The sequence below is a fragment of the Paraburkholderia sediminicola genome (genome assembly GCF_046026895.1).
GTDB classification, from domain to species: Bacteria; Pseudomonadota; Gammaproteobacteria; order Burkholderiales; family Burkholderiaceae; genus Paraburkholderia; species Paraburkholderia sediminicola_C.
The window spans coordinates 1-24,824 of record NZ_JAQQEU010000070.1; the positions used below are offsets into that span (position 1 = coordinate 1).

Below are 24,824 nucleotides of genomic sequence, written 5' to 3' on the forward strand. Positions count from 1 at the left end.
AATCAGCTTGATGCCGATCTGTTCACCGTCTTTGGCTTGCTGCACCGACGGACGCACTGTTGCGTTCTGCATCAAACTCGCTCTCCGCTGTTCTACTAGTGCACTAAACGACCTGATTACTCGATACCGAAGACGCGTTCAGCATTGGTCTGGAAGTACTTCACCTCGTCTTCGTCGCTGATGTCCAGGTTATCCAGCTGGATGACCTGCTCATTCGCGTGCTGGTTCGGGTAGTCCATCGCGTACATGATGCGGTCCGCACCCATGCGTAACGCAATTTCGCGTCATCGAACGTATCCCTTGCCGTGCCCGCGCCGGGTCGGCCTTTCATAGTGACGCGGCCAACATTTTTGGAATGCAAGCAGCGACTGCAGGCACTCTAACTGCTGGCTCTCGTCCACTAAGGACGGTGATAGTGGCCCTCGATCAGGTCAACTATTCGCCAAAGCGAACAGGCGCGTCGGACATGCCCGTCAAATCCCGCGCGTCTCAAGGCGGGTATCGAGTCCAGCGGCCAGATGTCGCTCATGGCTAAAATAAGTAACGTGGCTCCTGCGTCATCGGCGCGAAGCCGCCGCACAAAGGCATATTGCGACGCGGAATCCAGCCTCGTGTCAAACAGAAGTGCGTGGGGTTTCCAGAATTGCAGGTATCGGCGAATCTCACTAATTGTCGATGCATGGATCGTCTCGTATCCCTTGGTCGACAGCTGGAACGCAAGCGACTCTCGGATCAGCAGGTCTTGATGCGCAATCAGAATGCGCTTCTTCTCACCCGTTTCTGCATGAGGGTCCGATCGCCAGAAAGCGAACTCTTGCTCATCGTCCGGCGGTGCGCGCCGTGTCATGACTACCCCCAATGAGTTGGACCTGTCAGAGCGAAAGTCTGCAGGTCAGGCATGCCTTCTCTGACCGGCCTGAGCGAGCATCAGGCATGCCCGCCAGTAGACCCGCATGGCCTTCTCCCATTCACATGACCGTAGGCGCTCGACCCATCGAGAGGCGTCTGGGGCCCATCCGCTCGGCCATCCTCCGGCCGTGGATCTGCACTTCGACGCAACACGAGCGCTACAGCAGCTTCGAAACCGGAACGGACATTCGAGCCGTTGGCTCGTTCTGGGGTACAGAGCACGATCACCCGCTATACATCCGCATCACTGTTTCGGATGGAGGCCTGCGCCGTTCTCTGCGACTGCCGCTCTCGCCGCCACTTTCACCATCCGCCGCCGCAGTCAGCGAACGACGCTGCGAATACAAGCAGCGTCGCGCCGACAAGCCGGATGTCGCTCCGTAGTCTGGTGTCCATCGGCGTCTGTCACCGGTTCGAACGTCTCTAAAACGATCGAGCAGGGGCAACTATTCCATGTTTTCGAGTAGATCTTGATGTAACGAAGGCACGTTGAACGAGGCAACGCCACTCTGCAGAACCAACATTTGCAATAGTGACGTCCGCGTTCGCGGCACTCCCTCCCGGCACTCTCGATACATTCACAAAGCCTGAAAAAGGCGCTACTCACCGGTGTTCTGACGTATCACGTCATTCCTGGCGGTACGATTTCCGCAAGCTGGACATGACTATCAAGGAAGGCGGAGCGAAGGTGGAAGTAAAAACTGTGAATGGCGAGACCTATGCTGTGCGGGGAATGAGCTCATTCAAACCCGGGTATCGGGGGCACGAACACGTTCGTCGCCCGTTCCATCCGGTGTTTGTACGACACCGCTTTACAGCGGACGCGGATCGGTTGCTGGCGGACATTGTTTGGGGCGTCCGGTCGAGGCTCCCGCCGGCTGCCCCCGCAGAGTGTTACTGTCCCACTTCTTTGAATGTCAGCGCATTTTTGACGGACGTCACGCCGGGCACAGTCTTTGCAATTTCGGTCGCCTTGTCGATATGAGTGGCGTCACTGACTGATCCCGCGAGGGTCACCGCGCCGCCTTTTGCAATGACGTTGATTCTGGAAGTGGTAACGCCGCCCTTGGCGAGCGCGTGAAGCACTTTTTTGCTAAGTGCGCGATTCGCCTGTCTGGTGGCTTTAGCACCTCCCTCGGTCGCCGGCGCCGTCGATGTAGCGGCTGATTCGCTGGTCTGGGGCCACGCATTGATCGATGCGATCACGATCAATGCGCCGCTGGCAAACTTGAGGATATTGCTGACTTTCATTGCTCGCTCCCGTTGTCAAGAGCAACGACAAATCCCGGCAGGGATCGCGGGTCCGCCATGACACGGCCGTTGGCCATGCTCGAGCGCGGCGGCTTGCAAGCGTCGCTTGGACTTGGGAAACGAACCTCGACGATGACCCACGTTACGTTAGCACAGGCGAAACCGCGCGCTTGTTGCAATCCCAGTCTGTTCCAATTTTTCACGCGAAACCATGGGACCTTGGTCCCATAGGCTATCGGAGCGGAGACGGTCTCATCAATTCCGTTTTTCCGGGCTCGCGAAAGTGCGCCCGGTCTCAGGAATTTCGTATTCGTCAAAAAACTGCAGGGTTCACTAATCCGATCGACGGCGATATTGACAGGGCAGACCCGTGGACAATCGAAACTGTGCCGCATCGGAGGGACTCGTTGAGCGCGGACCCTTGGATGATTTCCATCGCACGCGCCAAGGGATCACGGCCGCGATGCGACGTGTGGTTAGTACGCGCCGCTGAGCCTGGAGTGGGTCGCATCCAGTTGGCTTCTCAGCCGGGTTGAGGCTGCTGGCACTCCGTTTGGAACCAGTAGTCAACGAGGCGCTGTGCCGCTTGCAGGTCATCCGGGTAGTATGGATCGTCATACCACGGTGACGGGTTGTAGCCCGCTTTCCTCAGGGCAGCCAGTTCGCTTTGGTGTTGCGCCATCGTAGGGGGCGCGTTGGTCTTGAGCGCCGCCAGGTCGCGGCACTCTGTTGGACTGAGGTGCGGCCCCGCATACGGCCTGCCGCCGACGACACAACCGGCCAGCAAAAGCACCAGAGCGGAGAGTATTGACCGTGTTCCAGGCGCCCTTCTCATAGTACGTGTCCTTCCTACGATGGCGCCAGCCGGCGCGGTGGCATGCCGCCGCGCCCGGCGTCTCGTCGTCAAGTCGTTTCGTCCTCCGAGTGACGATGCCGTCTTGCTGCCGGCTGATACCTACTTGTAGCCGCCGCCAAACTCGCTATGCTTGTGCGAGTACGTCGCGCCGAACCAACTCGTAGTGTGCACTGTTGCCGCTGCGCGTTGGCGGAAAAATGCTCGCCTACGACACACGTCACTTCGAAGCGGGAGCCGCCCTCGCCTTCTTTCACCCTCTTCTAGATCCCAGACGTCTGAACCTTCGAGGAAAACACCTTTCATCGTGGGATCGCCCAGCAGGTAGCGGTGATGCTTCTCTAGCGAAACACCCAGGGTCGCCACGTCGATCCGCCGCAACATCTCGAGATCGACGGCAGCTGTCCGGATGGGCGTCGCGCAAAGCGCGGACCATGCGCCTGACGCAATGATTCACGCTCGGCGCTGCACAAATGGATGGGCACGCGCGGAAACAAGCCGTGCCGCACGTACAGCCCTTGGGAGACGACGTTGAAGGCGAAGGTAATCAGGCTCTTTTCGGTCGCACCGGCCTGGCTCGCATGCTGCATGGTGCGCTCCAGCAGTTCGTTGCCGATGCCCTGTCCCTGCCGGCCGGGTGCAACGAACAGTTCCGCGAGGTACCAGAGCCAGCCGCAAACCCAGCTCAGGGCGAAGCCGGCAATTTCGCCATCGTCCTCGGCCAGCCACACTCCGCGTGGATCGTCTCGAAGGCAGAACGCCTGGAAATCCGCAGGCCGCGACGTAGCGATCGGCCCGAAACCGTGGCGGACGGTCAGGTCGTTGATGCTGCGGGCAACCAGTTCTTCGGCGCGTGCCAGGTCGTCAGCGTTTGCAGGTCGGACAACGAGCGGCATGGGCACCTCCTGCGTGACGACGTCTAAAATGTATAGCAGAAGGCCATGGCAGAGCCAAGCGCCCAATCAATGGCCGCGCGGTGATTGGAATGACGGCCGTTTGCGTTGCGCGAACGGCAACTCTCTCCGAGTGCGACCCAATCACCGTTCGGCCGATGCTCCCGTACCTCAAGTCCAGTGTCTTTCTCGAACGCTCGTTCAGTCGTCTTGCCACAACCCAGTTGTATTTTCGTTCGACCGGCGCTGCCGACTTGAATTGCTACGGATATGTCCTGGCCGCCGATTTGCACCGCAGGTAATACCGTTGTCGTCACTTGGCCCGGCAAATCAAATGGGCCGATAGTCAGCTGCGACGGTTCACAGCATGTTTCGCTGGCCCAGTCATTTCCCGTGAGCAATCCGGTGCAAAACGACAATCCGAATCCATCTCGCTCCTGAGGTGTACAAATGACGCATCGCCTGCGCATCCTCCACATTTCGGATCTTCACGAACGTGTGGCGCTCGACGGGGTGCCCGAGGAGCGGATGGAACACGATGAACTGTATGAGATCGCCCGTGGCTTGCCCGCTTACGTGGCTCTGCAACTGCGACAGCGATCGAGCTCCCCGCTCCACCGGCTGGCCATCTCCGCTGCACTCGCCGCGCTGGCGCGGACTACTCGCCCGCAGCTATGCACCTATATCGGCGCGCTCGCGCCTCTGATGCGCACGCTCGGCGGCGAACCAACAGTCGTTGAATGTACGAAGGCTCTCGCGGATATTGGCCGTTGGTGGCCATGAGCGCAGCCTGTTCATCGCCGTTTCGCTTTGTTCTGCACGCGATGACCTCGAGAATTATTGAAACCATCATCAGCGACAGTCGAAAGTCCGCCGAACAAATCGTTACGCCCGTTCAGACCAGTCGCTTTTCAAACCAGTGGTGGGCATACGGTTCCGCGCTGAACGCATCGACTTCGACGTATCCGGATTGCCGGTATAGCGAAATCGCCTCGCCCAGAGTTCTATTGGTCTCCAGTCGAATGATGCGCACTTTGACCTGCCGAGCACGTTTCTCCGCCTCGACAATCAACCGGCGTCCTACACCCATACCGCGAGCGGAAGGGCTCACCCACATTCTTTTGAGTTCGGCCGGGGACTTCTTATGAAACTTCAGCGCGACGCAGCCGATCGGGCTTCCATGGAGTCTCGCGACGATCAACGCGCCCTCCGGTGCCTTCAGTTCATGCGCAGTCGCCGACAGGCTGCTGGACGGGTCGAATCCTGCTTCAAAGCGCTGATCAAGCTCGTCAAAATACTGTTCAAAGCACCATCGCGCGTCATCACTATCTGGATCCTCAAGCGCGAATTTCACAAGCGATGCCTGCAGCAAACGCTCGACCTCAGACATGGCGGCGACCAGCCTCCGACGTTGCTCATGGCCTAGCGGTTCGAGCGCGCGGAAAGCAACCTCGTCAGAGAGCCGTTCGAGTTCGGCCCTTTCCATGAGGCCCTCCTGAGTCAGGCAAACCCGGCGTACGCGGCGGTCGTCCGAATGAGTGAGGACAGCGACAAGTTTTTGCCGTTCAAGAGACGCCAACGTACGGCTGACATAGCCTGAATCAAGATTTAGCCGCGCGCGAAGAGTACGGATATCCGCGCCTTCGACACCGATCTCCCATAGCAGGCGTGATTCACCCATCGGGCGGCCCCGTCCGAGGAAATGGTCGTCGATAGCGCCAATGCTCTCGGCGACTATGCGGTTAAAGCTACGAATCTGGAGAATGTCGGACGCGTCCATATCTCTGACTTTAGTCAGAGATATGGAATCCGTCAAGATACGACATGCTCGGACCTGAGCGGCGGCGAATGCGCGCTAAACTGGCTGCACGACTGGAAAGATCGATGGAACGCGCTCACGGCGATGAAGTTCACCGGGTTGATGCTGTGTCTCACCGTTGCGTGCCTGATTGTGTTCGCAGGAGTCGCCATCTTGCAGGATCGTTTTATCTACTTCCCTGAGAAGGCTGCAACCGCGGACGTCGTTTCCAGCGGACTTCGCGCCTGGCCGACACCTCAGGCGTTCCGGGGCCTCGTGGCCGAACCGGCCGGATCCGCGCGCGCCACCGCCATCGTCTTTCATGGCAATGCGGGGCATGCCGGACACCGTTCGTTCTACGCCGCAGCGCTCACCCGGCTCGGGGTGCGCGTGATCATCGCCGAATATCCAGGCTACGGGCCGCGCGACGGCACGCTGGGCGAAGCGAGTCTGGTCGCGGATGCCCAACAGACCATCGCGCTGGCGCATCGCCTCTATGGCGCGCCGCTGCTGCTCATCGGCGAATCGCTCGGGGCCGGCGTGGCGGCTGCGGCCGGCTCGCGAGAACGCAACAAGACCGCCGGCTTGCTGCTCATCACGCCATGGGATCGGCTCGAGCACGTCGCCGCTTATCATTATCCGTGGCTGCCCGTGAAATGGCTGCTGCGTGACCAATACGACAGCGTGACCCACCTGGCGTCGTTCGGCCACCCGGTTCTCGTCGTGATTGCGCAACGCGACAGCATCGTCCCTCCGCGCTTCGGTGAAGCGCTCTACAACTCGCTGGCCGAACCGAGACAACTGGTGGTGGTGAAGGCGGCTGAACATAACGACTGGATGAGCCGCGTCGACGAAACCTGGTGGCGGGAGGCGATCGGCTTCCTGCTCACGTCTTCGCATTGAAATATGAATTCACCCTCCCGACCGTCCAGCAGGGAACGCCTCTATGTCCTCGATGCGAAGAACAAACCCGTCGAGGTGTTCGACCGCGCCGAATGGTCGCGCTGGAAGACTGAGAACGAACTGATCTTCCGCCGCACGCTGCTGGACGAATCCGGTGTGACAGTCACCACCCGCTTCCGCGGTGTGTGCGAGCCGAAAACCGGGGAAGCTTCGCTGTTCGTGACGCGCGTCGCCGGAATGGAAGCAGGAGACAACAAGAGCTACGGAACACGTACGCTCGATGAGGCGCTGGAGCAGCATGAACTCATCGTGCAGAAAATCCTCCGGATGCTGACGAGGCGCTGATTGCCACAGCGCAACGATTCTCCGCGACCATCACCGTGTCCCGCGCGAACAACATTGCCTGGCCGAGCGTCCGCGCGAAGAGATCATCGCCCGGCAACGTGTCTCTGAGCGTCTCGATGAAAACCCAGTAGCCAGTCAGAAGGGAATATCGACGCGCTCATCGACATAATTGTTAGCGCGGCTAGCCATCACTCGCGCCTGTGCTGCAAGCGCGACGCCCCTGCTAATCTGGAGCTATTCGCCCGGCAGTAGAGTTTTTGGACTCCTATGAGAAACAACCTAGACTGGATACTCAACCGCTGAGCTCATGGAGAACCACTCATGGAATGCAACCCTTGCGAATGCACTTGTTCGACTTCCCCGGATTCCATGAAAAGAGGCCGACGTAGAGCGCTGAAAGCAGGTCTCGGCATCGCTCTCGCCGGAGCGAGCGGCGCCGCCGCGCTGTCTGTGTCACCTGTCTGTCTGGCTGCGGCGCTCACACAAAAAGAGCGGGACAACCTGACGCCCGATCAGATCATCGACGCCATGAAGAAAGGCAACGAGCGTTTTCGTTCGGGCCGCGCGCATCAGCACGACTATCTCGCCCAGAAGCGGGCAACCGCCAATGGCCAATCTCCCGCCGCTGTGATTCTCAGTTGCATCGACTCCCGCGCCCCTGCTGAACTCATTCTCGATTCTGGCATCGGCGATACTTTCAACGCGCGCATAGCGGGAAATATCGCCAACGAGGATCTGGCCGGAAGCCTCGAATTCGCGTGTGCCGCGGCCGGCGCCAAAGTCGTGCTGGTCATGGGCCATACGGATTGCGGTGCGATCAAGGGCGCCATCGACAACGTCCAGCTCGGCAATCTGACGGGGCTGCTCGCGAAGGTGAAGCCTGCAATCGAGGCCACGCAATATGAAGGGAAACGCACCGGCAGCAACATCGAATTCGTGGACAAGGTAGCAAGAGCCAACGTGCAGAACACGATTGACGACTTCCGAAAACGCAGCGAAATTCTGGCGTCAATGGAACGGGATGGGAAGATAAAAATGGTGGGGGCGATGTATCACCTGAGCAACGGGAAAGTCGAATTTATGACCTGACACCGCTGATACGCGGCACCGATGCGTTTGCGCGCACCGGTGCCGCGTATCAGCGGGTCCGGACGGTCCGGCTGCCGGTCCCTCAGGCCACGCGCGATCTCGTAGCCACTGATTTCTCACACCCCGAGGTCGAGGAGCATCCGCGCAATAGCACAAACGGCCGTTGCCGTGCCCGGCTCCCGCGCCGCCGTCAACGCGGGGCTCGCGGTCAAAACCGATGCCGCAGGCCGCCGATCAGCGCCAGTTGACTATTCCGTCCTACCCCCGCCGGTCCGAAGACGTTGATCGCAACCACGCTCGCGTCTCCTGCCAGACGCTGGTAGACCGCGGACAGGTGGACGTCGGTCCGCTTGGAAAACAGATAGCTGATGCCCGCATTGACCTGGTGCCACTTGGGCCGGTCGCCCGTGGCGAACGACGTGGCGCCAGTTCCGGTGTAGCCGTCCCCGTCGGTATAGATGTATCCGATACCCGCCGAAAGAGCCGGCGTGACCAGATAGCGGCCATTGATTTCGTAGTTGTCCACTCGCAGGTGATGGGCGCCGCTATAGTCAAGATGCGTATCCGTGACGACGACATTCACCGTCGCCGGGCCGATCGCGTAGCCCGCGCCGAGTGCATAGATGCGCTGCCGTTCGACGAAGCCAGTGTTATAGAAAATGCTCGTCGACCCGCTATATTCGTCGCCGACCGCGCCGTTCGGGTTGGTCGACTTCGCGAGTCCCGCCGACGGGTTACTCAGATTCAGGAAACTCGCCACTAGATGCAGAGCGCCATATACATAATCGAGCCCGAAGCCGTATGCGCGATTGTTTGCGAAGCCCGTGCCGTCCGCGCCCCCCCGCCTGATTGCTGAACGCATACAACGCACCGACTCTCAATCCGCTCAGCGGAGACACTTCATACTTCGCTGAATTGTTCAGGCGGAATGTCTGGAACGTGTCGTCGACGTCGCCGATATGCGCGCCATAAATGCTTCCGAACTGCAACCACGACAATAACGGCGCGACGTAGTCGAACGTGTAGTCATATTGGCGACCCATCGTGCGTGCCGTATGTCTTGTTCGACACGCCCACATACGCTTGCCGGCCGAACAGCCGCCCGCCTTGCGACGACGTGCCGTTGATGCCGCTAAATCCCGATTCGAGCCGGAACACCGCGGCCATGCCGCCGCCCAGGTCTTCCGTCCCGTAGAAGCCCCAACGGTCGCCGCTGCCGAAACCCGTCGCGGCGGACCAGCGCTGCGCGCCTTTCGCGGTAATCGACGATGCAACCGAATTTGTATAGGCGATGCCGTTATCGATAATGCCGTAGAGCGTCACCGAGCTTTGTGCCTGGGCGATGGAAACGGTACAGGCGTACAGAACCGCAGCAGTGCAAACCGCTGTCTTCATTGTCTTTCTCCGGTGTGGATCGCTATTCTGTTTTCGTTCGAGTCATGCGTCGGCCTGTTGCGCACGCGCCGATGGGAATCGGCGCTGCGCGGCCCATGCCTCGATACATTGAAAGCTTGATACTTCAGTGGTCAGCGGCTGCCTCGGCGGGCTGGAAATGCACGCCCTCCCCCGACGCCTCCCCATCCCCGTTCATTCGATAGACCCGCCCGAGCGCGAACGACAGCCCGGCGACCGCGATGACCGGAATCGATGCGACGCGGAACAGGTCTTGCACGGGCAGGTGCGCACCGATCAACATCCCGCCGATCATGGGCCCGGAGATCGAACCGATCTTCGCCATGCCGATCGCCGTCCCCGTGCCTTTCGACCGGAAGCTGGTCGGATAGACCATTGACGCCACGGCGTTCAGACCGGATTGCGTACCCGCGACGCAGAAACCGACCCCGAACACCGCAGCCACGAGCAGGCCGGCGTCGAGTCCCATGCCGAGCGAAGCAACCAGAGGAAAGCCGATGACCGGCGCTCGTCGGAACTTCACTTGCGACCCGCCTGGGCGGCGCCGCCGCGGGCGACGTCCCGGAACGCATGCCCCAACATCGGCTGGCCGATATATTTGACTCGTGTAAACTGTGCCGATGTCCCAACCAGTCGACTACCTCAATCCCGCCCTTCCTCCCGGGCTCCGGCACGTGTCAATGCCCGTGGTCGACGCGACCCCGACCACGCTCGACGGATTTGGCAGACTCGTGGCAAATCCGGGCGAGTGTCCGATCGAGATCGTGCAGTGGCCTTCAGTCGGATCGAGGCCCATCGACCCGGGAACCGGTGACGAGGCAGGCACGACCGAAGGCACATTCGTGAGCGAATGGAGCGGGGACATTCTTTACGGCCGAAATGAGGCTGTGGGCGGCCACTACATTCTCGCGTACGCGAGGGAGCCTGAAGCAGCCCGCGACGACCACACCCATGCGCCGGAACGCATGCTGCTTTGGCACGCGAACTACCATCCGGACGGTGGACAACTGTTCTTTCCTCTGGACCGTCGCCCGTTCTACGTGCCATTGGCATTGCCCGGAGACGACGTCACGCCGGAGAAGTTCGTGTGCTTTCGCTTCGACGGACAGCAGGGTCTCTACATTCATCCCAACATCTGGCATGAAGGTGTGTTCACGTTGAGCGGGACACAGCGGTTCTTTGACAAGCAGGGCGCGGTCCATGCGCGCGTCTCTGTCGATTTTGCCCGTGAGTTTGGTTGTCTTCTCGAGGCGCCCATCATCAACGACGCTTAGCCGGGATTTCTCGTCAAATGAGCCCCCGCGCCGTTGAGCGTGAGACCGTGGTGCGAGCGGCCGGCTGCCCGTAGAGGTCGGCACCGCCACGCCAGCGCTCACGCCGCGAGTCGATGCTCATAATACGGCCGGTCGCGATCATCAAGAATCGCGTGCAGCGTCGCCAGATCCCATGCATCAGGATTCAGCCATGCATCGAGATTCTCAGGTTTGATAGGGATAATGCATCGGTCATGTCCTGCAGCCGCGACCTCTGGCGGCGGCTCGTCAGTAATCGCGGCAAATGACAGCAGGTCGGGCTCGCCCGGTGCGGACCAGCGCGACCAGAGGCAGGCGACGAGCATGTCATGCGCCGGATTCGGCCGGAACTCGAGGACGACGTTCTCATCCTTCTCGCCTTCGGCGAGTGCCCTGCCCTCCATCCTGGCCTTGCTCAAGTTCTCGTAAAAAGCGTTGACCACGAGGATGCCGTGCGAGTGGCCAAAAAGCGGTTTCCAGAAACCCTCCAGGCTATCGCGGCGCGCGTTGTACGTGCCAGGGTACTTCACGTCGTATGAAGCCGGCTTGCCCGCAATGCGGCATTGATAGCGCATGGGTTTGATCACGCGCCGACCGTCTTCCATCACCATAACCGGCGCATAGTGCCCTGGGAAGATACGTGAATCGCGATCCTCTGGTTCAGTACGCTGGATATCGTCCAGCTTGCCTCGCGTCCACACGATCTTGTCGGTTGCGATTCGCCGACTCTCGATTGCGGCCTTCGTCACTTTGGTCTGCAGTGAACGCTCGGCGTCCGCCAGCCGCTTTCGCTGTTTGAACAGGTCCTGTTCGAGCTTCGACGTCTGTTCAGCATTGAACCGGTCGATGAGCGCCTTGATCTCGCGCTCGTCATCCGACTGAGGATTGGCAAATGCGTCTTCAATCCCTTTGGGAATCTTCGCCTTGCTGCCCTCAGCCCGCTCGAAAAAAAGCTGCGCGAACTCATGGATGCTCATCTGGGCACCGAACATCCGGACGTATTTACGATAGTCCGCCTGAATCTGGGCTGAATAGCACATTCGAGTCCTCCGCAATGATCGGTGACACCATCCGGAAACTAGCACATTCGCGATCGTCGCTGGATCAGCAGAAGTCCCTGCTCGTGCTCACCAGGCCACCCAGCAGATGCGACATGTCGACGAGCCGTTGTGCAACCAGATGGCGTACTTCCCCCTGGCATTGCCACACGCCGTAGACCGCCAGCAGCGATGCGCCCAATGCTTCCTTGCGCTGCTTCTCGAACAGACTCGGCCACACGATCACGTTGACGTTGCCCGTTTCGTCTTCGAGCGTCACGAACAGCACGCCCTTCGCCGTACCGGGCCGCTGACGCACCGTGACGATCCCGCATCCGCGCGCGAGCCGCCCGTCCCTGTAGCCACGCAATGTCGACGCCGGCATCAACCGGTTGGCGAGCAGTTGCGGCCGCAGCAGTTCGAGCGGATGGCGGCCTAAGGTCAGGCCAACCGACCGGTAGTCGGCCACGATGTCGTTCGCTTCGCTCGGCGCGCCAAGCTCCGGCGTTTCGTCCTCGACCGCGGCCGCCGCGAGCATGTCCCTGTCCGGCACAGCGGCAACCGACTGCCACAGCGCTTCACGGCGATTACCGGCGAGCGATGCCAGCGCATTCGCATCGGCCAGCACATGAAGGTCTTTGCGGTCCAGTTGCGAGCGGCGCGCCAGATCCTTGACGCTGGTAAATGGCCGGACCGCTCTCGCGTTCTCGATGCGCTCCGCTGTGCCATCTTTCATGCCGCGCAGCAGCGACATGCCGAGGCGCACCGCCGGTCGCCTGGCGTTGGGCAACGGCACCAATGCAGAGTCCCAGTTGCTTACCGTCACGTCGACTGGCAGGACTTTGACACCGTGACGCCGCGCGTCCTGCACGAGCTGCGATGGCGAATAGAAGCCCATGGGCTGGCTGTTCAGCATCGCGGCAAGAAACGCCTCGGGCTCGTGGCACTTCAGCCAGCTGCTGGAGTAGACGAGTAGCGCAAAACTGGCCGCATGGCTTTCCGGAAAGCCGTACTCCCCGAACCCCTTGATCTGCTCGAAGATCGATTCAGCGAACGCAAGATCGTAGCCGCGCTGCTGCATGCCGTTCACGATCCGGTCGTAATACTTCTCCAGTCCGCCCTTGCGCTTCCAGGCGGCCATCGCACGCCGCAGCTGATCGGCTTCGCCAGCGGTGAAACCGGCCGCGAGAATCGCGACCTGCATGACCTGCTCCTGAAAAATCGGCACGCCAAGCGTTCGCCCGAGAGCTGTCTTGAGTGCCTCGCTGGGATACGTCACCGGCTCGAAGCCCTGCCTGCGTTGCAGATAGGGATGCACCGCGCCGCCCTGAATCGGACCCGGCCGCACGATCGCGACTTCGATGACCAGATCGTAGAACGTGCGTGGCCGCATGCGCGGCAGCATGCTCATCTGGGCACGCGACTCGATCTGGAAGACACCGACCGTGTCCGCAGCCGAGATCATGTCGTAGGTTTGGGAATCCTCGGCGGGTATGTCCTGCATCTCGAAGCGCTCTCCGCGCTGCTCCGAAACCAGATCGAGGGTGCGCCGGATGGCCGACAGCATGCCGAGTGCGAGCACGTCGATTTTCAGAAGGCCGAGCGATTCGAGGTCGTCCTTGTCCCACTCGATGACGGACCGGTCCGCCATCGCGGCATTCTCAACGGGCACGAGACGGGTCAGCTTGCCGCGACTGATCACGAAGCCGCCCGAATGCTGCGACAGATGACGCGGAAAGCCCAGCAACTGCGACGCCAGTTTCGCCCACGCCTGGATCAGCGGCTTTTCCGGGTCGAGGCCCGACTCCGCGAAACGCTTGAGCAGATCCTGACTCGTATCGAACCAGTGATGCGATTTCGCGACCGCATCGACGATCTGCGGATCCACACCGAGCGCCTTGCCGGTTTCCCGCAATGCGCCGCGCGGACGGTAGGTGGAAACCGCTGCCGCAATAGCTGCGCGATCGCGTCCGTACTTGCGGTAGATGTACTGGATGACTTCTTCGCGCCGTTGATGCTCGAAGTCGACGTCGATGTCGGGCGGCTCACCGCGCTCTTTTGAAATGAAGCGTTCGAACAGCATGTTGCCGCGCGCCGGGTCCACCTCGGTGACGCCCAGGCAATAACAGACCGCCGAGTTCGCCGCGGAGCCACGTCCCTGACAAAGGATGTGCTGGCTACGTGCGAAGCGCACGATGTCGTACACGGTGAGGAAATACGGCTCGTATTGCAGATCGGCGATGAGTTCGAGCTCGTGCTCGATCTGCTTCTGCACCGTGTGCGGTATGCCCGATGGAAAGCGCCGCTGCGCGCCGAAGTAGGTTTCCTGGCGAAGGTAAGCCGTGGGTGTAAAGCCCGCCGGGACCAGTTCGTCCGGATACTCGTAGCGCAATTCATCCAGCGAAAACGTGCAGCGGCTTGCGATATCGACAGTTGCGGCAAGTGCGTCGTCCGGATACAGATTGGCGAGGCGCAATCTCGAGCGCAGGTGCTGCTCGGCGTTCGGCGCGAGGTCGTATCCGCATTCGTGGACCGGCTTGCCGACGCGAATCGCCGTCATGGTGTCCTGCAGCGGCTTGCGCGAGCGCACGTGCATGACGACATTGCCCAGCGCAACCACCGGAACATCCTGATTGCGGGCGACAAATTCCACTGCACCGCGATGGATGTCGTCCATCGCCCGCTGATGGAGCACGAGGCCGACCCATGCGCGGCCCGTGAACGTGTCATCGAGCCACTCGACCTGGGCGGCCAGCACATCTTCTTTCGCAGGAAAGTCCGGCACCAGGATCGCGAAGCAATCCGGCATGCCGAGCAGGTGCCGGTATTCCTTATCGGGGCGCGACAGGTCCTGAGGTGTGAGCCTGTATTCGCCCTTCGGCGCCCGTGTGCGCGCCAGTGTGATGAGCTCGGACAGGTTGCCGTAGCCTTCGCGGTTTCTGGCGAGCAGAATCAGCCCGAACGCGGGGGATCCGTCAGCATTCACGAGCCGAAAATACGAACCGACGATAAACGGCAGCTTCGCTTCCTTCGCAGCGACATGCGCACGCACGACGCCGGCCAGCGAACATTCGTCGGTCACGGCGAGCGCCGAATAGCCGAGCTGCGCTGCCCGTTCGGATAGCTCTTCAGCGTGCGAAGCGCCGCGCAGGAACGTGAAATTCGAAAAGCAGAAAAGCTCGGCATACGCCGGCAGAACATTGAAGGTGGTGTCCATGGCGCTTCATCCAAAGAGGCCATGTAGAAACCAGCGTGGTTCGTCTTCCGCGTCGCGGCTGCTCACCCGTTCGCGGTAAATCCAGTAGCAGCTCTGGTCGTCCGCCTGGGCGACGAAGTAGTCACGCGTGACCAGCTCGCCATCGAACCAGCCGCTCTCGATGCGCTCGCCCGGCGAAACCATGCGCAGTGGCGAGCCATAGAACGGACGATGCTGGCGCATCAACAGCCGCACCGGGTTGTCGAGCATCCATGTGGGTCGTGGCAACCCTTCCGGCAATTGTTCCAGCTTTGCCTGCTGCGTCACCGGCACCCAGCGGTTGGCAATCTCAGGCCGATGGTCCGCCGTCGGGGCGGGCCGCAGGACATTCTCCTCGCCGAGCCGCGCGACCAGCAGTTCGAGCAATCGCGCGTGGTCCTCCGTGGAGCCGCCGGGCTCGGGAAAGAGCGTGTCCGATGCCGGCGCGGCGGTTTCCACCTTTGCCGCGTCCAGACGCAGCGCGATAACGGGTGCGCTCAACTCGATACGATGCAAGCGCTCCTTGAGCAGCCTGACGAGATGCTCCTCCTTCCACGTCGGCTCGCCCAGCGCGATGTCGATGACGGTCGGTTCGATGGCATCGCGGCCGCGTTCGTGTTCCAGCAGAAGCCTGATCGCCGTGGTCGCCAGTTGCTTCGCACAGAGCCATCCGCAAAGCTGCACGATAAGCCGATGCGCACCGAACACGGCACCGTCGGCATGTTCGAGGCGATCCGGCATTTCGATGCGCGCGGAGAACGCGGGCGGCAGTTCGAGCCAGTCGAAAAGCTCGGGCGCGGTACCGAACGCGCGGTCGAGCGAATCGAGCAGATGCTCGCCACAACGGCGTTGCAGACCTGCACGCGGCAGGCGTCTGACCTCGGCGATGGTCTCGCAACCCAGCCCGAAAAACCAGTCGGCGAACGGCCGGATCTCAGGCACCGCGGTCATCGGCAGCACGGATAACCGCTGTTCGAGCGAAGCGAGCTTGAGCACGCGCCGGTTGCCGTGCTTCGCGAGCAGCCACGCGCCCTGCCCGGTCGGCGCCGCGCTGATGCGCGCGGTGAACCCGAGCGTCGCGAGCACCGCTTTTGCCTCGCGGCACAAGGCGAGCAGTCCGCCGAACAGACGCAAACTCGCGCCGACTTCGACGACGACGGTCGCCTCATCGAGCAACGCGACTTCTGGCGAGAAGCGCATCAACGCCATGCCTACCTCACGCTGGGCCGCGTCCTCCCGCCCCACGTCCCGCTCGTGCATCTGCGTCTGCGGCGACAGGGTGAGCACGCCACCGCGCTTCATCCCGAGGCGCACGCCGGCGGCTCGCGCGGTGCTGTCAGCGATGATCACCTTGTCTTTCTCAAGCACGGCACTCCCCTGAGGCGGCTCAGACGACCACTTCGGTCGGAAGACCTCGAGCGGCAACTTCGGCAAGTGAACGGCGAGAAAGACGCGCATGGCGGGAAAGCAGAACGGGGGTGGGTTGAAGAGGAATCGACAGGGGCTCTGCGCGAGCGGGCCCTCGTCGTTTCACGATATCGACGGTCAGGCCGTCCGATGATGGTCGTAACGCCAGCCGTAAGAGCGCGGGCGATGAATCCTGCGCGGCCGCGAGCGGCCTCACCATCACGAACAGCGTCTCCGACGACTGCGCCGCAAGGTGCAGGCGCCTGAGCGACGACGACTTCGCGTACTGCGTCCAGAAAACCAGCGCGCTGCAACTGCCCGCACGCAGAATCTGCTCCGCGGACCACAGGGCGTCAGCGGTCTTCTGTGCCTTGATGCGCAGAACCTGTCCGATGGAAAGACCGATGTAACTCAGGCCGAGCCCATCGGGCGTGTGCGGCGGCTGCACCAAAGCGACCGGCCGGTTCCCTGCGGCGCTGAGCGCGGGGCGCAGAAGCCGAAGCTCCCCGACGCCCGCCTGCTGCACCAGCAGGTCCACGAGCGCGCCGACCGGCCAGCCGCCGCCCGGCAACTCGGCCGACAGCGCCGGATAGCCCGTGTCCACGACCCGTTCACGACCACGCGCGAGCTGGGACGCCCGCCATAGGGACGGGTGTATTTCTTCAGCCGGAGAGATAGCGGTGGACATGAGTGGCTCGAAAACCTGTATATTTATACAGTATCCTACACGCAATTTTGAGACAATGAACTGACACTTTTAATCGGAGGCTGAACCATGGGTGCGCGCGTTCGCCATGCCGGCCATCCGATGCCGGAGATTGCCGGGTTGACCGCGAAGCTGCGGTCAGCATTTGGAGACGAGGCGGTCGAAGAAGCGCTCAGGCGTGGAAAAGTCGGCGAGCCGACCTCTTACGCCAGTGAAAATGGCCGTACGGTTGGCACCGCGTCGCCCGTCACCGGAAACATCTGGAACGTTGATGATGCGGTTAGGAACCGGCGATACTGCAGCGGCTGCGTAGGACTTGGCGTCGGTTGCAGAGAGTGGCTCGAGCGAAAAGGTAGCAAGGAGGATTCGTGAGAAAAATCGGCCAGCTGATTGTACTGATGGCGTTTGCTCCGACCGCGTACGCGGCCGGCAGCTATGTTGAGGTCTGGAACCCGCCCGAAGCACGGGCAAGCGCGCCGCACCACGTCAAGACCGCCCATAAAGCGGCACTTCATCGACGCGGAGCTATGCATGCAATCAAGCTTTACACGCGGCGCGCACCCACGCCGGCTGCAAAGCTTGCGACGAAAACCAACCCTCGAGAGAACCTGCCGCCACACGCACCCGATATGTCTGAAATCCCGCGCCAGATCACCCCTGAGGGCAATGTGCTTCGCGTCGATTCCCGCAGCATGTCAGCAGAGTTGATCCGCTGATGGAGTCACAGAGCTATAACGGCTACAGCATCTGGGGTCATGCCATCCTCCAGCAGGAAGCCATCTTGCAGCCGGAGCGCTTCGCCGCCAGTGGGACGATCACGCGATCTGGCAAGCTTGTCGAAGCGTCGGGGATTCTCGGCTATTTCGATACCGAGGACGAAGCACAGCATGCTGGCCTGGACTGGGCCCGCGCCTGGATTGATGGCCACGGGTAGCCCTTGATATCTCGTACTTCGAGCTTCCGGAGTCGGCCCACCAAAGACAATGGCCGCGCTACGGCATCAATCTGGGTTCGATTAATGGAAGGCGCTACCCGAGCGGACACGATAACGCTGAACAACCATCAGGATGCAAATGCCGGCTGAAGCCATGATGTTGACAGCTGGATAAAATGCGACTGCCAGCGTCCACTGTCACAAGGCCAGTATCGCAAGAGCATATTTGACGACACACAAAGCGAAATAGGCGAGGCTTTCGCCCCAAGGATCACAAATAGTCTTGCGGACCGTCGGACCGAGACCGGCAAGTTCGATGAGCATCACCAGACAGACCGAGAGGGTCGGATCTTCAGTCAGTATCCAAAGGGGTATGGCTAACAGCGCTGCACCAAGAAACATCCAATCGGATCTAGTCCGACTTTTCTCACCTGCATAGCCTGCCGCGTTGCGTCGCCAGCTCTGAGGCGCGCGTCGCCTCGCAAAACAATGCGGCCGTTCTCGCGTGGAGAACGGCCGTTGTCTATTGCGCGGTCAGCGCTACATGCCGATGCTCGTTCCTCCGCCCGTGCTTGTGCCCGTACCCGAACCCGTGTTCGTGCCAGAGCTCGGCGTCGTATTCAAATCGATCCTTCCATAGACGCCATTGGCTTCGTCATTCGGCCCCGCCGCGAAGAACAGCGTATTGGAAGGCTGATTGCTGAGGTTGTTGCCGAACGCGATACCCCACAAGCCAGGCTCGACGATCGGACTGCCGTTCGGTCCATCGAGCGGCCCCATCGACTGGCCGCTCGATGCGTTGAACGCGTTGATCGTGCCGTCGCCGAAATTGCCGATCAGGATCGCGCCGCTCATCGAGCCGAAGTTGCCGGGCGCTTGCGCTATGCCCCAGGGCGCGTTCAGCGCGCCGCCCGTCGCGAAGTGCTGCTTCAGGTTGCCGGCCGTGTCGTACACATCGACCATACCGAGTCCCGCGCCCGCGACATCGTCGTGCTTGGCCGCATCCTGCATCGCGTAAGTGACGAACAGATTCGAACCGATCGCCTGAATGCCGAATGGCGCAAAGCCGGCCGGTATCGCCGGGTCCGTGAAGGCGCCTGGCATCGCGACCTTGGTGAAGCCGGTATTGAAGACATCGATCTTGTTGTTATGAAAGTCGGTCGCGTAAAGGAAGTTGTTGCCGTTCATCGCGGCGAGCGCGAGACCCTTGTACACCGCCCCACCCGTGCCGTCGTCGTACATGACGAACGCGTTGGTCGGCCCCACGGCGGGCGCCCACGCGGTGATGGTGCCGCCTTCGCCCGTGAAGATGAAGGCAGCGACGCCGGTTTTGCCGTTTTCCGTGACGGTGAAGCTTTGTGTGCCGTTAAAGACGATGCCCGTGGGCGACGCCGAACCGTTCTTGCCGTCGGGTATCGTGACGACTAGCGATTGCGGCACGCCGTTGCCGTCATAGAGTGTCGCGACATTGGTGCCGTTGTCCGCGACCCAGACGAAACCTTTCGGATTGAAGGCGACGCCCCAAGCGTTTTTCAGATTCGCGTCAGTGTGCGGGGCGGACACTACGCCATCCGACACGAGCGCCGTCGCAGCGAACGACGACTGGACGGCGGGGGGCGAATTGTTCGAACTGTTCGAACTGGAGCCGCCGCCGCATGACACGAGAGTCGCGATGGCCGCGCCGCATGCTACGACACCGAACACGCCGAGTAGAGACTTCATAAGCGTCCTCCTTGTTCTGTCCAAAGGCCTAACGCTCATTGAACGAGGAGGACGCGCGGTTTATTCCCGCGACGAAGACTTAATTCGCGTGCGATCTCGTGCGATTGCAATGGCTGAACTGGCTAGATAAAAACGCATGGTGAGTAGCGAATAACACGCGCGAATATTCCATCCGTCAGGCCAAAAAGTTGTGAACGCGTGTGAGCGGGCTACACGTCATCAGCAAATAGGTGCGCCGCCCGAAGGTTCTTGCCGCCGAACTCGTCGCGGGGTTCACCTGGAGCCCACCCACCCGAGAGATAGGGATGGCAAAGAGGCCGAGACCCCACCTTGATGCATTACACGCCCCTTTCGCTACGGGCTTCGATTGACCGCAAACGACTCACCGCCTCTATCAGATCTATAAAGACAACCCATTTGCAGCCGCGCGTCGCAAGCAATAGTATTGCTGACAAGCCTTTCTGCCGACTCATCGTCCTAACATGCAACTGCTCTCGATCGGAATTAATCACCACACCGCGCCGGTCGCCTTGCGCGAACGAGTGGCGTTCCCGCTCGAACAGATCCGGCCCGCCCTGCAGACGCTAAAAGCGGCGTGGCACAGGCACAATAGTCCGCGCGGTGGTGCAGCGCATGGCGCGCCGGCGATGAGTAGGCTCGCGTTAAGCGGCGACGCGCTGTCTGAAGCGGCGATCCTGTCGACCTGCAACCGCACCGAAATCTACTGCGCGACGGATGACCGCGCCGCGCCTGAGCACGCGATTGCGTGGTTCTCCGCTTATCACGGCATCGAGGCTGCCGAACTGGCGCCGCATATCTACACGCTGCCACAATCGGAGGCGGTGCGCCACGCGATGCGAGTCGCGTCGGGCCTCGACTCGATGGCGCTCGGTGAAACGCAGATTCTCGGCCAGATGAAAGAGGCCGTGCGCACCGCGTCCGAAGTCGGCGCGATGGGTACGTATCTGAACCAGATGTTCCAGCGTACCTTCTCGGCCGCAAAGGAAGTGCGCGGCCAGACCGGCGTCGGCGCGCATTCGGTATCGATGGCCGCCACCGCGGTGCGCCTGGCGCAGCGGATCTTCGATAAGATCTCTAGCCAGCGCGTGTTGTTCATCGGCGCGGGCGAGATGATCGAGTTGTGCGCCGCCCATTTCTCGGCGCAAGCGCCGCGCGCTCTGGTGGTGGCGAATCGCACCCCCGAGCGCGGCAGCAAGCTCGCCAAACGCTTCGGCGGTCAGGCGATTCCACTTGCGGACCTGCGCGAGCGGCTGCACGAGTTCGACATCGTGGTGTCGTGCACCGCGTCCTCGTTGCCGATCATCGGCCTTGAAGCGGTGGAGCGCGCAATCAAGGCGCGCAAGCACCGGCCTGTTTTCATGCTCGACCTCGCAGTGCCGCGCGACATCGAACCGGAAGCCGGGCGGCTCGAAGACGTCTTCCTCTACACGGTCGATGATCTCAGCACAATCGTGCGCGAAGGCACCGCAATGCGTCAGGCCGCGGTTGCCCAAGCCGAAGCGATCATCGAGACGCGCGTTCAAGGGTTCATGCAGTGGCTCGGGCAGCGCAGCGTGGTGCCGGTGATCCGCCATATGCACACGCAGGCCGACGCGCTGCGGCGCGTCGAACTCGAACGCGCGCAGAAAATGCTCGCTCGTGGCGACGACCCTGCCGCGGTGCTCGAAGCACTGTCGCAGGCGCTCACCAACAAGTTCATCCACGGTCCCACACATGCCCTCACGCACGCTTGCGGCGGCGACCGGGACAAGCTCGTCACTCTGTTCTCCGGCTGCTATCGCCACTCAGCTTCGTCCGAGCGTTAGCGGGGTGCGCCGCCACGTTCAAAAGAAGACGGCGTATCAATCACGTTCATGCGAGGAATAGACGAAGCGAAGACCTTCTCGCGCAGCGCACTGAAAGACTTGCGGTGTTGACACGGGCCGGTACGTCGTCCGTGACGGTGACGTACTTGAGACAGGCGTAAGGGTCACAGCCATTCATTCTTTGTCGACTGGATCAGCCTAATGACCGCAGCGGCGCGGCGTCCGGTATGCAACGCGTAGTAGCGCCGCCCGTCGCCGCGGCTGTGGTCCATTGTCTTTGCCATTGATCACGATTGCCGCCCGATCCGACAACCTTAACGGGGCTTTCCCAGTAGTCACGACGACATGGATAGTGGCATCTTCGAAACGCCGGCGCGCGTCCAAAAACTAGAACGCGCCCGGCCCAGAAGCCAATTCGGCAACGAAACACCTCCACCTGCGGCTATGCGGGGCCGCGAACTGACGATCGAGACGGCCCTTGCCCTCTTGAGCGGCGCACAGCCCTGAGCCCACCTGGAAAGAGACATCGACTATGCCGATGCTTTCTCCAGCGCAGCGATTGCCTTCGCCACACCCGCACCGTACGCCGGATCCGCCATCGTGCAGTGTTCGATATGCAATTGCCGGACCGGGTTCGATACGCCGTTCAGCGCTCGCGCCGTGTTGTCGAACAATGTCTGCTGCTGCTCCGCCGTCATCAGACGGAACAACGCGCCTGGCTGCGAGTAATAGTCGTCGTCGACGCGATGATTCCAGTGATCCGCCGACCCTTCGATCGACAAAGGCGGTTCACGAAAGTCCGGCTGCTCCTGCCATTCACCCCGCGTATTCGGTTCATACGGCGTGGCGCCGCCCATGTTGGCATCGACGCGCAACAGTCCGTCACGGTGATAGCTATGCACGTACTTCGCACCGCGCGGCGCATTCACCGGAACCTGATGGTAGTTGACACTCAGGCGATAGCGTTGCGCGTCTCCGTACGAGAACAGCCGGCCTTGCAACATCTTGTCGGGCGAAAAGCTGATACCAGGCACCACGTTGGCAGGAGCAAAAGCGGCCTGTTCGACGTCGGCAAAATGATTGGCGGGATTGCGGTTCAACTCGACCACACCGACTTCGATGAGCGGGAAGTCACGCTTCGGCCAGACCTTCGTCAGATCGAACGGGTTGATCGGGTAGCTGCCCGCTTCCTTCTCCGGCATGATCTGCACGTACAACGTCCAGCGCGGAAACTCCTCGCGTTCAATCGCTTCATACAGGTCGCGATGATGCGTTTCGCGATCACGGCCGACGCGCGCTTCCGCTTCTGCATCCGTGAGGTTCTCGATACCCTGCTGCGAGCGGAAATGGAACTTCACCCAGAAGCGCTCATTTGCGGCATTAATAAAGCTGAAGGTGTGGCTGCCGAATCCGTGCATGTGGCGGAACGTCTTCGGAATGCCGCGCTCGCTCATGACGATCGTGATTTGATGCAGCGCTTCCGGAAGTTGCGTCCAGAAGTCCCAGTTGCTCTCCGCGCTGCGCAAGCCCGTGCGCGGATCGCGTTTGATCGCATGGTTCAGGTCGGGGAACTTGAGCGGATCGCGCAGAAAAAACACCGGCGTGTTGTTGCCGACCAGATCCCAGTTGCCTTCTTCAGTGTAGAACTTCAACGCGAAGCCGCGAATGTCCCGCTCGGCGTCCGCTGCGCCGCGTTCACCCGCCACGGTTGAGAAGCGCGCGAACATCTCCGTCTTCTTGCCGATCTCCGAGAAGATCTTCGCGCGGGTGTACTGCGTGATGTCGTGGGTCACGGTAAAGGTGCCGAATGCGCCGGAGCCTTTCGCGTGCATGCGACGTTCAGGAATCACTTCACGGTCGAAGTGGGCCAATTTCTCGAGAAACCATACGTCCTCGAGCAATGCCGGACCACGTGGACCGGCGGTCTTGATGTTCTGGTTATCGACGACAGGTGCGCCGAAAACGGTAGTCAGCTTTTTCATGAAAAATCCTCCAGGTTCGCAATAGGGTGACGGTGGCCGTTCAGTTGTCCTGCGCCTTCGCTGCGCTGTTGCAACCGCAGGTCGCATCGTGAGCGTGACCGGCGTTGCTGTCGTCCCATGCGGAACCCAGGATGATCTGGCAGAAATTCAGGCGCTTGTACGACGGATCGCGCAGTTCGAGCACGTCCGCCTTGACGTTGCCGAAGGTCGTCTCGGGCTTCCTGATCGTTCCCTGCGCAAAGGCATCGATGATGCCGTTCTTGAACATCTTCTCGCGCGGATGCGCCGCTACCACCTGAATCCGCTGTTCGTCGCTGAACTCGTGGAAGGCCATCCCAAGCACGTCCATCTCGACCCCGGCGGTGACGAGCGCGACCACCGGCTTCAGATGTTCAGGCACACCTGGCGTGGTATGCAGCGCAATCGACAACCACACCTGTTCGATGTCGTACTCGTTCATGCCGTGTTGCGTCATGAAATCACGCGCGGCGTTGGCGCCATCCACTTCGAAGCGGTAGCCTTCGCTGCTATACGCCGGCATCAGGCCCATGTCGTGGAACATGGCGCCGAGGTACAGCAGTTCCGGGTCGTACTTCAGGCCCTTGCGTTCGCCGCTGAGCGCGCCGAACAGGAAAACCCGCCGCGAGTGGTTGTACAGCAGATCGGTTTCGGTATCGCGTACCAGCTGGGTGGCCGCGCGTGCAATTGCGCTGTCGGGTATCTTGATGCCTGCAATCGTGGTGCTCATTTTCCTGTTCCTCAGTTGGCAAGTGGGTGGCGCACATGCGTGCTTCCAGGCTTCGACAATCGTCGCTGAATTCGCGACTCCTTTCGAAGCGATTGATGCAGACATCCGCTCCTCCGCGAAACATACACTGCGGAGTGCGATGCATCCGATCATCGCGTACCGTGCGGCGTGTCGATGAGAGCCAGTATTGGCCCAACAGCCGGTGTCCGACAACGGGAACGAAGCGCTGAATCCTGCCAAGCGTGCGGGATATGCTGCCGTGCTCTTCGACACAGTGGCGTCTGTGCAGCGGCCAAGTTATCTCCGACAGACAGACAGGTTCTTTCGCTGTCGGGTGCGCCTCATAGGCAACAGGAGACAGATAGCCCAAAGCCGCTGCCACGCGTGCTCCATCGTCCCCGCAATTTTCCATGGACCAGCCGAGCACCTGCGTGAGTACAGGGGTCGTGACGCGATAAGGTCGGCAAGGCGCGAAACTGCT

General features: G+C 61.1%; 24 protein-coding genes and 1 pseudogene. 8 read left to right on the forward strand and 17 right to left on the reverse strand.

The window, feature by feature from the left end; genetic code table 11:
• Nucleotides 1-116 precede the first annotated feature (116 nt).
• The 5 genes from PQR02_RS31870 to PQR02_RS31890 all read right to left on the reverse strand — a co-directional run bounded on the left by PQR02_RS31870 (nt 117) and on the right by PQR02_RS31890 (nt 3,909).
• Complete coding sequence (locus tag PQR02_RS31870; RefSeq protein WP_408241134.1) at nt 117-278, reverse strand: amidohydrolase family protein; 162 nt, start codon at nt 276-278, stop codon at nt 117-119.
• A gap of 122 nt (nt 279-400) precedes the next feature.
• Nucleotides 401-847, reverse strand: coding sequence for a response regulator transcription factor (locus PQR02_RS31875; protein WP_408241043.1), 447 nt, complete (start codon nt 845-847; stop codon nt 401-403).
• A 956-nt stretch (nt 848-1,803) separates the two neighbouring features.
• Nucleotides 1,804-2,160 carry a BON domain-containing protein gene (locus PQR02_RS31880; protein ID WP_408241046.1) on the reverse strand — a complete coding sequence of 119 codons (357 nt, stop codon included), beginning with the start codon at nt 2,158-2,160 and terminating at the stop codon, nt 1,804-1,806.
• Between the two features lie 523 nt (nt 2,161-2,683).
• A complete protein-coding gene (locus tag PQR02_RS31885; RefSeq protein WP_408241049.1) occupies nt 2,684-2,995 on the reverse strand; it encodes a DUF4148 domain-containing protein in 312 nt (103 codons plus the stop codon).
• A 359-nt stretch (nt 2,996-3,354) separates the two neighbouring features.
• Nucleotides 3,355-3,909 carry a GNAT family N-acetyltransferase gene (locus PQR02_RS31890; protein WP_408241052.1) on the reverse strand — a complete coding sequence of 185 codons (555 nt, stop codon included), beginning with the start codon at nt 3,907-3,909 and terminating at the stop codon, nt 3,355-3,357.
• Between the two features lie 447 nt (nt 3,910-4,356).
• Here PQR02_RS31890 and PQR02_RS31895 point away from each other — a divergent pair, with 447 nt between their 5' ends.
• Complete coding sequence (locus PQR02_RS31895) at nt 4,357-4,689, forward strand: hypothetical protein (RefSeq protein WP_408241055.1); 333 nt, start codon at nt 4,357-4,359, stop codon at nt 4,687-4,689.
• Between the two features lie 112 nt (nt 4,690-4,801).
• On the opposite strand, the gene PQR02_RS31900 is transcribed toward PQR02_RS31895, so the two are convergent.
• Entirely contained in the window at nt 4,802-5,686 is an 885-nt protein-coding gene (locus PQR02_RS31900) for a bifunctional helix-turn-helix transcriptional regulator/GNAT family N-acetyltransferase (RefSeq protein WP_408241058.1), read from the reverse strand.
• A 123-nt stretch (nt 5,687-5,809) separates the two neighbouring features.
• Between PQR02_RS31900 and PQR02_RS31905 the strand changes: the two genes are divergently transcribed.
• The 3 genes from PQR02_RS31905 to PQR02_RS31915 all read left to right on the forward strand — a co-directional run bounded on the left by PQR02_RS31905 (nt 5,810) and on the right by PQR02_RS31915 (nt 8,041).
• Nucleotides 5,810-6,607 (forward strand): alpha/beta hydrolase, encoded by a 798-nt coding sequence (locus PQR02_RS31905; protein ID WP_408241061.1) that lies wholly within the window; start codon nt 5,810-5,812, stop codon nt 6,605-6,607.
• 3 nt (nt 6,608-6,610) lie between these two features.
• A complete protein-coding gene (locus tag PQR02_RS31910) occupies nt 6,611-6,952 on the forward strand; it encodes a hypothetical protein (protein ID WP_408241064.1) in 342 nt (113 codons plus the stop codon).
• Nucleotides 6,953-7,273: 321 nt separating this feature from the next.
• Nucleotides 7,274-8,041: a carbonic anhydrase family protein gene (locus PQR02_RS31915; RefSeq protein ID WP_408241067.1), complete on the forward strand. Its 768-nt coding sequence runs from the start codon at nt 7,274-7,276 to the stop codon at nt 8,039-8,041.
• Between the two features lie 208 nt (nt 8,042-8,249).
• Here PQR02_RS31915 and PQR02_RS31920 read toward each other — a convergent pair whose 3' ends face one another.
• From PQR02_RS31920 to PQR02_RS31930, 3 genes are all read right to left on the reverse strand, one after another.
• A complete protein-coding gene (locus PQR02_RS31920; protein WP_408241070.1) occupies nt 8,250-8,903 on the reverse strand; it encodes a porin in 654 nt (217 codons plus the stop codon).
• A gap of 164 nt (nt 8,904-9,067) precedes the next feature.
• Entirely contained in the window at nt 9,068-9,436 is a 369-nt protein-coding gene (locus PQR02_RS31925; protein ID WP_408241073.1) for a porin, read from the reverse strand.
• Nucleotides 9,437-9,560: 124 nt separating this feature from the next.
• The gene (locus tag PQR02_RS31930) at nt 9,561-9,977 is read right to left on the reverse strand and encodes an MFS transporter (RefSeq protein ID WP_408241076.1); all 417 of its coding nucleotides are present in this window, start codon (nt 9,975-9,977) and stop codon (nt 9,561-9,563) included.
• Between the two features lie 157 nt (nt 9,978-10,134).
• Between PQR02_RS31930 and PQR02_RS31935 the strand changes: the two genes are divergently transcribed.
• Nucleotides 10,135-10,728, forward strand: coding sequence for an ureidoglycolate lyase (locus tag PQR02_RS31935; RefSeq protein WP_459252056.1), 594 nt, complete (start codon nt 10,135-10,137; stop codon nt 10,726-10,728).
• 98 nt (nt 10,729-10,826) lie between these two features.
• Here the strand turns inward: PQR02_RS31935 and PQR02_RS31940 are convergent, their stop codons facing one another.
• The 4 genes from PQR02_RS31940 to imuA all read right to left on the reverse strand — a co-directional run bounded on the left by PQR02_RS31940 (nt 10,827) and on the right by imuA (nt 17,113).
• Nucleotides 10,827-11,786: an SOS response-associated peptidase family protein gene (locus PQR02_RS31940; RefSeq protein WP_408241082.1), complete on the reverse strand. Its 960-nt coding sequence runs from the start codon at nt 11,784-11,786 to the stop codon at nt 10,827-10,829.
• Nucleotides 11,787-11,850: 64 nt separating this feature from the next.
• A complete protein-coding gene (locus PQR02_RS31945) occupies nt 11,851-15,000 on the reverse strand; it encodes an error-prone DNA polymerase (protein ID WP_408241085.1) in 3,150 nt (1,049 codons plus the stop codon).
• 6 nt (nt 15,001-15,006) lie between these two features.
• The gene (locus PQR02_RS31950; protein WP_408241088.1) at nt 15,007-16,476 is read right to left on the reverse strand and encodes a Y-family DNA polymerase; all 1,470 of its coding nucleotides are present in this window, start codon (nt 16,474-16,476) and stop codon (nt 15,007-15,009) included.
• On the reverse strand, nt 16,406-17,113 hold the full coding sequence (imuA, locus tag PQR02_RS31955) for a translesion DNA synthesis-associated protein ImuA (RefSeq protein WP_408241091.1): 708 nt from the start codon (nt 17,111-17,113) through the stop codon (nt 16,406-16,408). Before imuA ends, PQR02_RS31950 begins: the two co-directional genes overlap by 71 nt.
• A 386-nt stretch (nt 17,114-17,499) precedes the next feature.
• On the opposite strand from imuA, the gene PQR02_RS31960 reads away from it, so the two are divergent.
• Nucleotides 17,500-17,847, forward strand: a complete 348-nt coding sequence (locus PQR02_RS31960; protein ID WP_408241094.1) for a hypothetical protein — start codon at nt 17,500-17,502, stop codon at nt 17,845-17,847.
• On the forward strand, nt 17,847-18,065 hold the full coding sequence (locus tag PQR02_RS31965; RefSeq protein WP_408241097.1) for a DUF6566 family protein: 219 nt from the start codon (nt 17,847-17,849) through the stop codon (nt 18,063-18,065). Before PQR02_RS31960 ends, PQR02_RS31965 begins: the two co-directional genes overlap by 1 nt.
• A gap of 81 nt (nt 18,066-18,146) precedes the next feature.
• On the opposite strand, the pseudogene PQR02_RS31970 reads toward PQR02_RS31965, so the two are convergent.
• Both PQR02_RS31970 and PQR02_RS31975 read right to left on the reverse strand, forming a co-directional pair.
• A pseudogene (locus tag PQR02_RS31970) lies at nt 18,147-18,512 on the reverse strand (hypothetical protein); the annotation flags it as partial.
• 93 nt (nt 18,513-18,605) lie between these two features.
• The gene (locus PQR02_RS31975) at nt 18,606-19,787 is read right to left on the reverse strand and encodes a TIGR03118 family protein (RefSeq protein ID WP_408241100.1); all 1,182 of its coding nucleotides are present in this window, start codon (nt 19,785-19,787) and stop codon (nt 18,606-18,608) included.
• Nucleotides 19,788-20,269: 482 nt separating this feature from the next.
• Between PQR02_RS31975 and hemA the strand changes: the two genes are divergently transcribed.
• Nucleotides 20,270-21,613, forward strand: a complete 1,344-nt coding sequence (hemA, locus tag PQR02_RS31980) for a glutamyl-tRNA reductase (RefSeq protein ID WP_408241103.1) — start codon at nt 20,270-20,272, stop codon at nt 21,611-21,613.
• A gap of 530 nt (nt 21,614-22,143) precedes the next feature.
• Here hemA and PQR02_RS31985 read toward each other — a convergent pair.
• Together PQR02_RS31985 and PQR02_RS31990 are read right to left on the reverse strand one after the other, a co-directional pair.
• A complete protein-coding gene (locus PQR02_RS31985) occupies nt 22,144-23,595 on the reverse strand; it encodes a catalase (protein ID WP_408241106.1) in 1,452 nt (483 codons plus the stop codon).
• Between the two features lie 40 nt (nt 23,596-23,635).
• The gene (locus PQR02_RS31990; RefSeq protein WP_408241109.1) at nt 23,636-24,343 is read right to left on the reverse strand and encodes an HD domain-containing protein; all 708 of its coding nucleotides are present in this window, start codon (nt 24,341-24,343) and stop codon (nt 23,636-23,638) included.
• Between the last annotated feature and the right edge of the window lie 481 nt (nt 24,344-24,824).